17 protein-coding genes are annotated in these 13,130 nt (G+C 57.8%); 10 read left to right on the top strand and 7 right to left on the bottom strand.

Going from position 1 to position 13,130, the window contains the following annotated elements; translation table 11 throughout:
• Positions 1-139 precede the first annotated feature (139 nt).
• The gene (locus tag BAR1_RS14330; RefSeq protein WP_118943653.1) at positions 140-1,153 is read left to right on the top strand and encodes a hypothetical protein; all 1,014 of its coding nucleotides are present in this window, start codon (positions 140-142) and stop codon (positions 1,151-1,153) included.
• Position 1,154: 1 nt separating this feature from the next.
• Here BAR1_RS14330 and deoD read toward each other — a convergent pair whose 3' ends face one another.
• Together deoD and rpsU are read right to left on the bottom strand one after the other, a co-directional pair.
• Complete coding sequence (gene deoD, locus BAR1_RS14325) at positions 1,155-1,859, bottom strand: purine-nucleoside phosphorylase (RefSeq protein ID WP_118944495.1); 705 nt, start codon at positions 1,857-1,859, stop codon at positions 1,155-1,157.
• 156 nt (positions 1,860-2,015) lie between these two features.
• Positions 2,016-2,222, bottom strand: a complete 207-nt coding sequence (gene rpsU, locus BAR1_RS14320) for a 30S ribosomal protein S21 (RefSeq protein WP_118943652.1) — start codon at positions 2,220-2,222, stop codon at positions 2,016-2,018.
• Positions 2,223-2,319: 97 nt separating this feature from the next.
• Between rpsU and BAR1_RS14315 the strand changes: the two genes are divergently transcribed.
• The 4 genes from BAR1_RS14315 to BAR1_RS14295 all read left to right on the top strand — a co-directional run bounded on the left by BAR1_RS14315 (position 2,320) and on the right by BAR1_RS14295 (position 5,555).
• On the top strand, positions 2,320-3,024 hold the full coding sequence (locus tag BAR1_RS14315; RefSeq protein ID WP_118943651.1) for a COQ9 family protein: 705 nt from the start codon (positions 2,320-2,322) through the stop codon (positions 3,022-3,024).
• Positions 3,025-3,026: 2 nt separating this feature from the next.
• Positions 3,027-4,010, top strand: a complete 984-nt coding sequence (locus BAR1_RS14310) for an NAD(P)H-quinone oxidoreductase (RefSeq protein ID WP_118944494.1) — start codon at positions 3,027-3,029, stop codon at positions 4,008-4,010.
• A 434-nt stretch (positions 4,011-4,444) separates the two neighbouring features.
• The gene (locus BAR1_RS14300; RefSeq protein ID WP_162891804.1) at positions 4,445-4,927 is read left to right on the top strand and encodes a hypothetical protein; all 483 of its coding nucleotides are present in this window, start codon (positions 4,445-4,447) and stop codon (positions 4,925-4,927) included.
• A 235-nt stretch (positions 4,928-5,162) separates the two neighbouring features.
• Entirely contained in the window at positions 5,163-5,555 is a 393-nt protein-coding gene (locus BAR1_RS14295; RefSeq protein ID WP_118943648.1) for a SpoIIAA family protein, read from the top strand.
• Between the two features lie 8 nt (positions 5,556-5,563).
• Here the strand turns inward: BAR1_RS14295 and BAR1_RS14290 are convergent, their stop codons facing one another.
• Complete coding sequence (locus BAR1_RS14290; protein WP_118943647.1) at positions 5,564-6,205, bottom strand: ribonuclease T2 family protein; 642 nt, start codon at positions 6,203-6,205, stop codon at positions 5,564-5,566.
• 135 nt (positions 6,206-6,340) lie between these two features.
• Here BAR1_RS14290 and BAR1_RS14285 point away from each other — a divergent pair, with 135 nt between their 5' ends.
• Positions 6,341-7,093, top strand: coding sequence for a DUF1013 domain-containing protein (locus tag BAR1_RS14285; protein ID WP_118943646.1), 753 nt, complete (start codon positions 6,341-6,343; stop codon positions 7,091-7,093).
• A 110-nt stretch (positions 7,094-7,203) separates the two neighbouring features.
• The gene (locus BAR1_RS14280) at positions 7,204-7,614 is read left to right on the top strand and encodes a MerR family transcriptional regulator (RefSeq protein ID WP_118943645.1); all 411 of its coding nucleotides are present in this window, start codon (positions 7,204-7,206) and stop codon (positions 7,612-7,614) included.
• On the opposite strand, the gene BAR1_RS14275 is transcribed toward BAR1_RS14280, so the two are convergent.
• A complete protein-coding gene (locus BAR1_RS14275) occupies positions 7,611-8,024 on the bottom strand; it encodes an EVE domain-containing protein (protein ID WP_228408866.1) in 414 nt (137 codons plus the stop codon). The two genes, BAR1_RS14280 and BAR1_RS14275, sit on opposite strands and share 4 nt — an antisense overlap.
• A gap of 319 nt (positions 8,025-8,343) precedes the next feature.
• Here BAR1_RS14275 and BAR1_RS14270 point away from each other — a divergent pair, with 319 nt between their 5' ends.
• Positions 8,344-8,649, top strand: a complete 306-nt coding sequence (locus BAR1_RS14270) for a phosphatase PAP2 family protein (RefSeq protein WP_162891803.1) — start codon at positions 8,344-8,346, stop codon at positions 8,647-8,649.
• A 185-nt stretch (positions 8,650-8,834) separates the two neighbouring features.
• Entirely contained in the window at positions 8,835-9,410 is a 576-nt protein-coding gene (locus BAR1_RS14265) for a DUF4453 domain-containing protein (protein WP_118943643.1), read from the top strand.
• Positions 9,411-9,412: 2 nt separating this feature from the next.
• Here BAR1_RS14265 and recR read toward each other — a convergent pair whose 3' ends face one another.
• The 3 genes from recR to BAR1_RS14250 form a co-directional block, all read right to left on the bottom strand.
• Positions 9,413-10,012 carry a recombination mediator RecR gene (recR, locus tag BAR1_RS14260; protein WP_118943642.1) on the bottom strand — a complete coding sequence of 200 codons (600 nt, stop codon included), beginning with the start codon at positions 10,010-10,012 and terminating at the stop codon, positions 9,413-9,415.
• A gap of 76 nt (positions 10,013-10,088) precedes the next feature.
• Positions 10,089-10,424 (bottom strand): YbaB/EbfC family nucleoid-associated protein, encoded by a 336-nt coding sequence (locus BAR1_RS14255; RefSeq protein WP_118943641.1) that lies wholly within the window; start codon positions 10,422-10,424, stop codon positions 10,089-10,091.
• Positions 10,425-10,544: 120 nt separating this feature from the next.
• The gene (locus BAR1_RS14250) at positions 10,545-12,311 is read right to left on the bottom strand and encodes a DNA polymerase III subunit gamma/tau (RefSeq protein WP_118943640.1); all 1,767 of its coding nucleotides are present in this window, start codon (positions 12,309-12,311) and stop codon (positions 10,545-10,547) included.
• Between the two features lie 127 nt (positions 12,312-12,438).
• Here BAR1_RS14250 and BAR1_RS14245 point away from each other — a divergent pair, with 127 nt between their 5' ends.
• Positions 12,439-13,128: a nitroreductase family protein gene (locus BAR1_RS14245; RefSeq protein ID WP_118943639.1), complete on the top strand. Its 690-nt coding sequence runs from the start codon at positions 12,439-12,441 to the stop codon at positions 13,126-13,128.
• Positions 13,129-13,130 lie beyond the last annotated feature (2 nt).

Below are 13,130 nucleotides of genomic sequence, written 5' to 3'. Positions count from 1 at the left end.
TGTCGCACAGCTAAGCGGCAATCGGCGCGTGATGCAAACGGGTTTTGATCATCCGGTGTGGGGTGTGTCCCTGACGGGCAGGCGGTATGCGGCGGATATTTTATACTATGCGGTGGGACCGAATGTGCTAGGATGCACTATGTTCAGATCAATGATTGCCGGCGCAATTATCGCGCTATGGATGGGCATGCCAGCGATTGCGGCAAGCGATTATCCGTTACTAAAAGACAGCCCGTCGTCCGCGCATTATACGCTGGTGCGGGTGAATGATTACTGGTCGCCGGCCAGTATCACCTACAGCCCCGCCGGTAATTTCTTTGTGCTGGACAGCCTGAAGATCAGCAAGATAGACGCGTTGGGCAACAAGGTGTTTTCGTTGAAGAACAGCGAAACCACGCATCTGCTGCCGTTTACCTATTATATCGCAACCTCCAAAGGCATGTATGACCTGTCCAGATCGCGGCCAAAGCTGGAGCGGTTTGAGCAGGTGGTGAATGACAGTAAAACCCGCACCCTGACGAATGATTCCTTTAACGAAATCTATGGGCAGGCCTATGCGGATGCGGACATCGTGGTCTATGACGAACCTAACTATGAAGAAGGCATAGACAAATACCGCGCCTATATGTGGATCAAGGGTGGCTGGGTTTTGTTTTACCTGTCGGACAGGGCCATCACGCTGGATTCAGATTATGATCTGGGGGTTGCGGTTCAGGAATATCCTGCCAAATACAACCGCACCCTGATGTTAAGAGATGTGCAGAGCAAAACCTATTCCGCCGGAAACATCGATCTGGCCGGTGAAAATCCGCGTCTGATGGCACTGCTGCCCGAACGCAAGATGCGCTATCCGGCGCGGGGCAAGCTAAAGGTGATGCAGTTTCGCAAAGAGCGGGTGGACGACACCTATCGTGGGGTGCCGGTGGTGTTTACCGGCACGGCAAAACACCGGTTGCGGATTGGCAACGAGGATCTGTTTTTCCGCGAGATCGCCCTGAAGGCCGTGCGGCGCAAGCTGGATACACAAATGCACTGGTATGTGGTGCCCGCGCCCTATCAGGACAAGACGCAGGTCGGGTTTCTGGAGTTCGTGCCAATTTCGAATCTAACCAGCGAGGGCAGCGGCGGGGTTTATGCGCTGCGGCGCAATTAACCTACGAAAATGCCGCTTCCAGCGCGATTTCCACCATGTCACCAAAGGTTTTTTCCCGCTGGTCCGACGGCAGGGCCTCGTGGGTGATCAGGTGGTCGGAAACCGTTAACACGGCCAATGCGCGGCGTTTGTGGCGGGCGGCAAGGTTGTAGAGTTCGGCGGCCTCCATTTCCACGCCAAGGATGCCGTGGCGCATCATCTGTTCGGTCAGGTCGGGGCGTTCGTCATAGAACACATCCGAGGAATAGATGCCGCCGACATGGGTGCCAACATCGCGCTTGCGGGATGCGGTAACGGCGGCCTCCAGCAGGGAGTAATCGGCACAGGGGGCAAAGTTGATTTCCCTGAATATCCCGCGCGACGGGGTGGATAGGGATGTGGCCGTCATGGCGATGATCACATCGCGCACTTTGACGTCTTCCTGCATCGCCCCGCATGATCCGATGCGGATCAGGGTTTGTGCGTTATAGTCTTTCATCAGTTCGTTGGCATAGATCGACAGCGACGGCATGCCCATGCCGGACCCCTGAATGGTGACGCGATTGCCGTTCCATGTGCCGGTAAAGCCCAGCATGCCGCGCACTTCGTTGACGCATTTTGCGTCCTTCAGAAAGGTTTCGGCGGCCCATTTCGCGCGATAAGGATCGCCGGGCATCAAAACGGTTTCGGCAATGTCTTCTGGTTTGGCGCCAATATGGACAGTCATGGGGGGACCTTTCTTTTTACTTGTTTCTGCCAGCCTATCGCGGGGCGATGGCGCGGGAAAGCCAAAAACAACAAACCCCCGAGGCTGGGCCACGGGGGTCAAATTGCGGCGGCCATTGGCCACCATATTCGTATGTCACTTCCGAAAAGGGTTTGCTTACAGCATACCTTCGCGTTGTGCTTTTTTACGAGCGAGCTTGCGCGCACGACGGATTGCTTCCGCTTTCTGGCGTGCTTTCTTCTCGGACGGTTTTTCGTAAGCCTGACGAAGCTTCATTTCACGAAAGACACCTTCGCGTTGCAGCTTCTTCTTCAGGGCACGAAGCGCCTGATCGACATTGTTATCACGAACACTGACCTGCATGTGGTTGTCACCACCTTTCTAGGTTAAAGTTGCAAAAGTTGCAGGAACTGGCCCTATAGCAAGCAATATACACTCTGTCCAGTTAGGAGATTCGGATATGCCCCAGAATGCACCCCCCAAAGACGCGCTGCTGGATGCGATCCTGCCCCATGTCGCCTTTGACGGCTGGTCCGATGCCAGTTTTAAGGCGGCCGTTCAGGGCGCGGGGATTGATCCGGTGGTGGCACATGCGGTGTGCCCGCGCGGGGCGGTGGATTTGGCCGTGGCCTATCACAAACGCGGCGATCAGTTGATGCTGGAACGCTATGCGGCGAGCGACCTGTCCGAAATGCGTTATAGCGACAGGATTGCGGCGCTGGTGCGGATGCGGATCGAGGTGGTCGAGGATCGCGAGGTCGTGCGCAAGGCGTCGGTTCTGTTCGCCCTGCCGAAATACGCAGCCGAGGGCGCACGGCTGATCTGGGAAACCTGCGATCTGATCTGGAACACGCTGGGGGATACCTCGGATGATATCAACTGGTATACCAAAAGGGCCACGTTATCAGGTGTTTACGCATCCACTGTGCTGTTTTGGCTGGGGGATGAGTCTGAGGGCAATGCCGAAACATGGGAATTTCTGGACCGCCGGATTGATGATGTGATGCAGATCGAAAAACTGAAATCCAAGGTGCGGGATAATCCGCTGCTAAAGGGTTTGTTTGCCGGCCCTATGTGGGCCATGGGCCACGTCAAAGCGCCACACGCCAAACCGATGCAGGATGTGCCTGGACGGTGGGATGCAGATAGCGAGGGTGCCAAATGAACCTGCCCGAAGTGATGCGCGCCGTCGAGATTTCACAGCCCGGTGGCCCCGAGGTTCTGCGCCTGTGCGAACGCCCCGTGCCGCAACCGGCCTATGGCGAAATTCTGGTCCGGCTGGACTATGCCGGTGTGAACCGCCCCGATGCTTTGCAGCGGGCAGGGCTTTATGCGCCGCCCCCGACCGCAAGCGACCTGCCCGGGCTGGAAGGCGCGGGCGTGGTGGTGGCGCTGGGCGATGGTGTGACCGAATGGGCGGTGGGCGATTCGGTTTGCGCCCTGCTGCCCGGCGGGGGCTATGCCGAGTATGTGACCTGTCCGGCCAAACACGCCCTGCCGGTGCCCGCAGGCATGGACATGAAACAGGCGGCCTGCCTGCCGGAAACCTATTTCACCGTCTGGTCCAATGTGTTCATGCGCGGCCGGCTAAAGGCGGGCGAACGGTTTTTGGTGCATGGCGGTTCTAGCGGGATCGGCACAACGGCGATTCAACTGGCCAGTGCCTTCGGTGCACGGGTGTTCACCACGGCGGGGTCGGATGCGAAATGCGAGGTCTGCCGTGAACTGGGTGCCGAAGTGGCCTTGAATTATCGCGAGGCGGATTTTGTCGAGGTGGTGCGCAGCGCGGGCGGGGCGAACCTGATCCTTGATATGGTCGGCGGCGATTACATCCCGCGCAACATCAAGGCACTGGCGGACGAGGGGCGTTTGGTGCAGATCGCCTTCCTGCAAGGGCCGAAGGTGGAATTAAACTTTGCCCAGATCATGATGCGGCGGCTGACCGTGACCGGCAGCACCCTGCGCCCGCAAAGCGATCTGGCCAAGGCGCGGATTGCGGACCAGATGCGCGAAAAGGTCTGGCCACTGCTTGACGCCGGAACCGTCGCGCCGGTGATGGACAGCGAATTCGCGCTGGAGGATGCCGCCGCCGCACATGCGCGGATCGAGGATGGCGGGCATATTGGCAAGATCGCGTTGCGGGTGCGGTAAGGCGCGCCGCGTTTATTGTGTCTCTGGCGGCTGAAAAAACCCGGAAATTATAGCAAGGTGGATTAGGGCCTGTTGACGTTCCCCACACCACACTGGTTTCGGCCCAAAATCCGCCAGTGCAAGTCAATTGAGTGCCGCAAGGGTGGTCCCCTTGCAAGCGAAATTGGTGTCGCAATGGCGGATTTTGGTGAAATCCCTGCGGGGCGCGGCCAAAATTGCTTCCAACGCGCGGATCTTCCCTTACCGATACCGGCATCGCTGCGGGCATATCAACGCGCTGGCTGCAATTTTGGACACGCGCCAGTGCGGTGTGGGGAACGTCAACAGGCCCTAATAAAAGGGGGGTTGTTCGCGCTACTTGGTTGCCCTAGGCTCGCCTTACTTTTTTACGATCTCTAATAATAACAACGATATATTTTCAGGAGTAATTTTTAATGCATAGACGGCAATTCATTAAGCGTGGCTTGGTCGCTTCTACATTTTTAGCAGGTGGTTTGGGCGCTCTTGTTCCCGGCATCGCCAATGCGGATGAAAGCGGAAGCTTCGATTATGGTGGCACAAGGATCAACATCAAGGTCAAGCAGGACGATGAAATATACACCGCCTTTTTCAATGACAGGTATAAGGATCAAACAGTTCGGATCCGCATGGAAAAAGGCAGTATTTCCGCATTTAAAGGGTTGGGACAGAAGGATGGTCAAACCCTGAAGATCGGGAATGACAAGGTGACCCTGTTCAAAGGCCAAATGCTGTTTCAGGGTGCTGACGGCTCTATGAAGAAATTCCTGCTGCCGCCGACTAAAAATGTCGGTCCGGTTGTGGTGATCATTATCATCATCATCATTATCCACGGCAAATGGCCCCCGAAGCCAAAGCTGGTTCGCTATAACGGCGCGGAAATGCTTGTCGGTTACTAAATCAGGAAGGGCTGCCTAAAAAGGCGGCCCTTTTCTCTGCCGGTGATGGGGGCGCCGGTTTTATCAATCCTCCCATTGCCCAAGGCTGCAAGCATTAGCTTTGCCCGGCCAGTTGGAATAACCCGCCTATGCGGATTCAAGCCGGTGGGTAGAGCGAAGATTGAAAATGCGCCGAAAACAACCATCTATAAAAGGGAAGCGCGCATCATGATTGATCTCTGGAAAGGACAAGACGATGCAAAAGGACAAATCAGGTCATTTCGAAGTTCTGGACGGTTTTCCGGACGATGTGGTGGCGGTTTCGGCCAAGGGCCGGATCGACCACGATGCTTACGCCAAGGAATTGCACCCGATGGTCGATGCCTCGGTTGCCGATGATGGCAAGGTCAAGCTGTTCTATGTGCTGGGACCGGAATTCGAGGGCTTCACAGCTGGCGCCGCTTGGGAAGATACCAAGCTGGGGTTGTCGCACTGGAGCGATTTTGAACGGGTTGCAGTGGTGACCGATGTGGGCTGGGTTGAAATGGGGGTCAAACTGTTTGCCCCGTTGATGCGCGGACGCGTTCGGGTGTTTGGCATGGATGAATGGGATCAGGCCAAAGCGTGGGTTGCCGAGGATGATACGTAGGCGGTTGCCTAGCGGACCGGATCAAACAACGCATCTGTCATTTGGCAATCCCGCACCGCATCCGCGCCGCATTCGCGCGGTTTCAAATCCTTTGTCAGGCAAACCCGCGCCTCCTGAATCCGGCCCTGTTTGCAGGTGATGGTGACCATATCCGCCGTCATATCGGGGTTGGATTTCAGAAAGGCCTCTTCGATCACCGAAGCGGGCAGTTTCACTGTATGGTCCAGCTTGCGCAAAACAGGTGGGCGCACCACGGCGTTATAGGCCTTGCGCGCGGTTGTGAAATAGTCCTGCGAGGTCAGGCCCGAGCAACGCCCGTGTTTCTTCCACTGGTGCCACGCCAACCCGCCCGAGGCCATAACATCGGCCATCGCATTGGTTTCGCTGCGTGATGGCGGGCGGGCAGAGGTGTTGCAGTAACTGGGATAGCCGCGTTCATTCTGGGGCCACAGGCCATGCAGGATCCAGCCGTAATCGTATCTCTCGTCGCATTGCCGCGCATTGCGCCGGTCCCCCTCGATTGCGCACCATGTGGGCGACCAGGACAGCGATAAAACGTAATAGTCAAAGTCACCCGCGCGTTCGCCTTCTGCCTGCGCGGCAGGGGCCGTCAGGGCAAGGGTAAGCAGGATAAACAGCATTTGACGCATTTACTCTTTCCTCTTTTACTTTGGCGCACTATATAGCGTTCAAGTTCCCTGACAATGCGAACCCGCTTCGAACCCGAAGCAGCCCATTCAGGGCACAGGGAAGATTTGTGCGAAGATATGCTTTAGGAGTGTAAGATGGCTAAACCGATCATGGCAAAGGCAACCGCCGTATGGCTGGTGGATAACACAACGTTGACCTTTAAACAGGTTGCCGATTTCTGCGATTTGCACGAACTGGAAGTGCAGGGGATTGCCGATGGTGATGTGGCGGCCGGGGTCAAGGGGTTTGATCCGATCTCGAACAACCAGCTGACCCGCGAAGAAATCGAAGCCGCTGAAAAAGATCCCAAGCACAAGCTGAAGCTGAAGTATTACGCCGCTGCCGAGGGCGAGCAAAAACGCCGTGGCCCGCGCTATACGCCGCTGTCCAAACGTCAGGACCGGCCTGCCTCTATCCTGTGGCTGGTGAAATTCCACCCCGAACTGGCCGACAGCCAGATCAGCAAACTGGTCGGCACCACCAAGCCAACCATCCAGGCGCTGCGCGAGCGCACCCACTGGAATATTTCCAACATTCAGCCGATCGACCCCGTTGCGCTGGGCCTGTGCAAGCAAAGCGAACTGGACGCCGCCGTCAAAAAGGCTAATGACAAGCTGGCCAAAGAAGGCAACGTGATGTCGGATGACGAGCGTCGCAAGCTGGTGTCGACCGAACAGTCACTGGGCGCACCGGAAGAACCCAAGATGCCCGCCGCGATCGAGGGGCTTGAAACCTTCACACTGGCGGACGAGCCGAAGGTCGAGGAAGAAGCGCCGATCGATGCGGACAGTTTCTTTAACCTGCCCGAAGATTCGGACAAGGACGAAGACGAAAAAGAACCCAAGTAAGCTATTTGCCTATTTGACAATTCAAAGCCCCGATGTTGCAAGCATCGGGGCTTTTGCTTTTCCAGCAAAGGAACTATATCTATAGCCCCTATAGCTATCGAGGTGCCAGCATGTATTCCATCGGTGAATTGTCCCGCCAGACCGGCGTTAAAATTCCAACCATCCGCTACTATGAACAGATCGGGCTGATTGCTCCGGCGGAACGTTCAAACGGCAACCAGCGTCGCTACACGCAGGAAGGGTTCCGGCGGCTGTCCTTTATCCGCCATTCGCGCGATCTGGGGTTTTCGCTGAACGATACGCGCGAATTGCTAGAGCTAAGCCAGCACCCGGAAGGCGAATGCAGCGATGCGCACGGGATTGCGGCGCGGCATCTGGCCGGGGTGAAGGCAAAGATTGCCAAGATGAAGCGGCTCGAAAAGGAACTGAAACGCATCTCCAATTGCGAGGCTGGCAAGCTGGCCGATTGTGCGGTTCTGGAAACGCTGGCCGACCACAGATTATGTTCAGGGGATCATTAGGGCCATTCGGCCTGCATGGTTTCGGCGATCAGATCCATGTCCTGTCGGCTGATTTTGAACAGGCCAAACCGCATCTGGGACCCCCAGTTCTGCTTGCCCCGTGTGAATTCAAGATGGTCGAGCAGCGGGCGGATCGGGGTTTCCTGCACCGAATACCAGTCCACATCCCGCCGGTAGGGGTGAAACGTCCCGCCATGCATCGAGGCCTGATAAGGTTCTTTATCGCAGACCTCCCCAATGGCGGTAAAGGATTGCAATCCGTCAGGCTTGCGCAACACTTCGCTTGGGGAATAGTAAACCACATGGTCCCCGGGATGGACGCGCCGTAGCGGGGGTAATTTGCCATGGTTCACCTGCATAAATCCTTGATCACGACCAATGCGGACATGTTCGGCCGAGGCAACCGCAATCCAGTTTTAAGACATGTCGCTTCCTTTGATAGGTGTTTTGAACTGGATAACATATGTTTGTGTCAGATATTGGCAGGAGAAAACCTGTATATACATTCGGTTTAAATGGCATTTTGTGAACCTCGGTTTATTTACCGGAACGCCATCCACATCCTATCGCTTTCCGTGTCGGGCAAGTTAATTGCCGACAAAAGAGACAGTTAAGGGAACGAAACGGTTTGTGCCGCGGCTTTCCGCGGCAATGGTCGCGTGCAGTCTGGTTACATCTGCGCAGGCGGGGGATAGTTTTACAAAAGCAGGGGATGTATTGGAGGCCGTATTGCCGGCTGCAGCAATGGTTTGCGCCGCCCGCAAGCAAAATTTTGGCCCCGCCGCTTGGCGGTTCATTGGACAGGAAGTTGCTGTCCAGACCAGCAAATATGCGCTGGGCAATGCGGCAATCAACCAGCGGCCCAATGGTGGCACACACGGGTTTCCTTCGGGACACACAGCCGCTGCATTTTACGGGGCCAGCTACCTGTCGCGGCAATGTATGCACACGAAGGGCGGCAAGGTTCTGGCATTCGGGTTAGCTGCATTGGTCGGGGCATCGCGGGTTCACGGTGATAACCACACGGTCGGGTAGGTGCTTGCCGGTGCGCTGGTCGGGGTTGCGTTTGACCGGGTCAAGGTGACGTTTGATGACAGGCGCGTGCATGTCGGGTTGCGCTACGAATTCTAATCCGGTTGCACCAAAGCGCGCGCTTTCCAGCTTTCCGGTTTTGTGGTTAACTGCTTTGGCAAGGGAACGCCAAAAGCCAGGAGGGTGCTATGCGCCTTTTATATGCCATTGCGGCACTGGTGGCCATCGGCACGCCGGTTGCCGCTTTTGACGCCTGTGATGATCTTTGGTTCACCCGCAATCTGCTATTTGCCCGCAACGGATATTGTTTTGCCTCACCCTTGGGGCAGGCGGTGTTCGGAAATGAAGGGTGTTATACCAGCGACACAGGGCTGGACGGGCAGGAACGCGATGTTCTGGCCGATGTTCGGGACCGCGAAAAGGCGCTGGAATGTCATGTGGACAACCAGCGTCAGCACCTTGATGTCGATCTGATCGAGCAACGCAAACAAATGCTGGACCTGCCCTATGCGACCGAATTTGAATCCGCCTGCGTTGGATGGCTGGGGCCTGCATTGCCGATACACAACGCCAGACATGTAGATTCCCATGTGATCGGCCATCTGCAAAAAGGCGACCAGATTGATTTCTTCCACGAAATAATGGTGGACGAGGCCGGAAATGACTGGTTTTTCATCACCCAAAGACGAAACAACAGGGTGGTCGGGGTCGGCTGGGTTTTCTTTGGTGATGATCTGGATAAATGCGAGATGTTTGCGGGCTGAGCCTAGAACGACTTGCGCGCCTTCAGGGCGGCGCTGATGGTGCCGTCATCCAGATAATCCAGCTCGCCGCCAATCGGCACACCCTGGGCCAGTGTGGTGACAGTCACCCCGCTGCCCTCCAGCTCATCCGCGATGTAATGCGCGGTGGTCTGGCCATCAACCGTGGCATTCAAGGCAAGGATCACCTCGGTGATGCCCTCGGCCGCTACACGGTCGCGCAGCTTGGGGATTTGCAGATCATCCGGTCCCACAGCATCCAGCGCCGACAATGTGCCGCCCAACACATGATAGCGGCCCTTGAACCCGCCTGCGCGTTCCATCGCCCACAAATCGGCCACATCCTCGACCACGCATAATTCGCCCGTGGCGCGCTTGTCGGCTTCGCAAATATCGCAGATATCGGATGTGCCGACATTGCCGCAGTTCAGACATTCCCGCGCGGTGACGGCCACTTCGGACAGAACATCCGCCAAGGGCGTCATAATCAGCGCACGCTTCTTGATCATATGCAACACCGCGCGCCGCGCAGAGCGGGGGCCAAGGCCGGGCAGTTTGGCCATCAGCTCGATCAGGTTTTCGATATCCTGTGTCGCATTGCCCATTTGGTGCCCCTTTGCCTTCTTCTTGCTCGAAATACCTCCGCCGGAGGCATGGAATCTCTTTTCCTGCGCTATCCGCTCAGAACGGCAGTTTCATATCCGCAGGCAGCCCCAGCCCCTCGGTCATTTTCGCCATTTCCTGTTGCGACCGGTCGGCCGCCTTGGCCTGCGCATCTTTGATCGCGGCCAATATCAGATCCTCGACCACTTCTTTCTCGTCGGGATGAAAGATTGATGGATCGATTTCCAGCGCTGTCAACTCGCCCTTGGCGGTGGCTGTGGCCCGCACCAACCCCGCGCCGGATTCGCCGGTGACGGTGATTTTGTCCATCTCGTCCTGCATCTCGGCCATTTTTTCCTGCATATCCTTGGCGGCCTTCATCATTTTGGCCATATCGCCCATGCCTTTGAACATCTTGCACATCTCCTGTGTGTCGTAGGTTAGGGTATAGATACGGGGCGTCGTGCAGTTTCACAAGGCAGCGCCAAAGAGATTCAATGCCTCCGGCGGAGGTATTTCAGGCAAGAAGAAGGGTCAGTCGTCCTCGAACGGGTCCCATTCGTCGGAAACTTCCGGCAGGGCCTCGGCGGCGGCGGTTTCCTCGATTTCCTTTGGTGTGGTGATCCTGGTGATCTTGGCACCCGGAAAGGTTTCCAGCACGGCCCTGACCAGAGGGTGTTCCAGCGCTTCCTGCTCCAGCGCCAGTTGGTCGGCATCGCGAACCTCGGCAACGGTGGCGGCGCCGCCCTCATTTACCAGTGTGACGGCCCAGCGGGCGCCGGTCCACCCTTGCAGGCGCTGGCCCAGACGTTGCGCCAGATCGCGCGGGGCCTTGTCGGTGGGCTGGAATTCGATCCGGCCGGGGGTATAGCTGACAAGGCGGATGCCGGTTTCGACCTCGACCAGAAGTTTGACGTCGCGCATGGTGCGGATTAGTTCGACCACATCTTCAAAGCGGGCATAGCGCGCCAGCGGATCTTGTGCCGGTTGGGCCACAGCCAGTGCCGTAGGCGCACCGCCTGAAGGTTGGGACGGGGCCGAGCGCAGCGAGGCCCCCCCGCCGCCTGTCGGCGCAGCCGCAGGGCCCCCTTGTCCGCCACCGGGTGCGGGTGTCGGGGCGGGCGGGGGCGTTGCGTCTTGCAGTTTCTTCACCAACTCGCCCGGTGTTGGCAGGTCGGCCACATGGGTTAGCCGGATGATTGCCATTTCAGCGGCCATCATCGCGTTGGGGGCCATCGCAACCTCTTCCAGTGCTTTCAGCAGCATTTGCCACATCCGCGTCATCACCCGCATCGGCAGCGCGGCGGCCATGGCCTGACCACGGGTGCGTTCATCTGGCGAAACCGTGGGGTCTTCGGCAGCTTCGGGGGTGATCTTGATCACTGATATCCAGTGGGTGATTTCCGCCAGATCGCGCAGCACCGCCATCGGGTCGGCCCCGTCGGCATATTGGCCGGATATTTCGGTCAGGGCCCCGGCTGCATCCCCTTTGACGATCAGGTCGAACAGGTCCAGCACGCGGCCACGATCGGCCAGACCCAGCATTGCGCGCACCTGGTCGGCGGTGGTTTCTCCGGCCCCGTGGCTGATGGCCTGATCCAGCAGCGATGTCGCATCCCGTGCCGAGCCTTCGGACGCCCGCGTGATCAGCGCCAGCGCGTCGTCCGATATTTCCGCGCCCTCGGCGGTTGCGATCTTGCGCAGCAGGGCGATCATCACTTCGGGTTCGATCCGGCGCAGGTCGAACCGCTGGCAACGCGACAGCACCGTCACCGGCACCTTGCGGATTTCGGTGGTGGCAAAGATGAATTTCACATGTGCCGGCGGTTCCTCGAGCGTTTTCAGCAGCGCGTTGAAGGCGCTGGTGGACAGCATGTGGACCTCGTCGATGATATAGATCTTGTAGCGGGCCGAGGCCGCGCGGTAGTGGACGGAATCGATGATCTCGCGGATGTCGCCCACACCGGTGCGTGATGCGGCGTCCATCTCCATCACGTCCACATGGCGCCCTTCCATGATCGCCACGCAGTGTTCGCATTTCCCGCAGGGTTCGGTGGTCGGCCCGCCGGTGCCGTCCGGCCCGATACAGTTCATCCCCTTGGCGATAATCCGTGCGGTGGTGGTTTTGCCGGTGCCGCGGATGCCGGTCATGATGAAGGCTTGCGCGATGCGGTCGGCTTCGAACGCGTTCTTCAGGGTGCGCACCATCGCGTCCTGCCCCACCAGATCGGCAAAGCTTTCGGGGCGGTATTTGCGCGCCAGAACCTGATAGGCGGTGTCGGTATTGGCTGTGTCGGTCATGCGGGGCCTGTCGGTTTTTCCAGACTCCAGCTTAGGGCGTGTTTGCCGGAAAGGGAAGCGGGAAGGCAAGGATTGCGCGCCTATCCCCGACAGGACATAGTGGTCGCAAATCAGGAAAGGGGCACAGATGTTTTCCAAGGACAATTTGCAGTTTCAGGCGATTGAATTGCCCGTGCAGGAGGCGTTATCGCCCGAGGACATGAAAACCCGCGCATTGGCATTTTTCGCCAAGATGAAAACCCGCCATTCCACCCGCGATTTCGCGGGAACGGATGTGCCGCAAGAGGTGATCGAGCATTGCATCGCCACCGCAGGCCGCGCACCCAGCGGGGCGAACCATCAGCCGTGGCATTTCGTAGCCGTTAAATCGCCCGATCTGAAAGCGCGGATTCGCGAGGCTGCCGAAAAAGAGGAAGAAGCCTTTTACGCCGGTGGTGGCGGGGATGAGTGGATCAGGGCGCTGGAGCCATTGGGTACCGGCGTGGAAAAACAGCACCTGACCGATGCGCCGTGGCTGATTGTGGTTTTTGCCCAGCGTTATGGCGAATTCGAGGACGGCACGCGCTACAAGAACTATTACGTTCCCGAAAGTGTGGGCATCGCCACCGGTTTCCTGATTGCGGCATTGCACCATGCCGGCCTGTCCTGCCTGACGCACACCCCCAACCCGATGAAGTTTCTGAACGGTCTGCTGGGGCGGCCATCCTCGGAAAAGCCGGTGATGATACTGGTGGTCGGGCAGGCGGCCGAGGGGGCGGTGATACCGGTGGCCTCGACCATAAAGAAGCCGCTGGATGTGATCATGACGGTGAAATAGGG

The sequence above is a fragment of the Profundibacter amoris genome, assembly GCF_003544895.1.
In the GTDB taxonomy this organism is placed as follows: domain Bacteria; phylum Pseudomonadota; class Alphaproteobacteria; order Rhodobacterales; family Rhodobacteraceae; genus Profundibacter; species Profundibacter amoris.
Note: the sequence above shows the minus strand (reverse complement) of the source record. Positions and strands in the feature narration are given on the sequence as shown.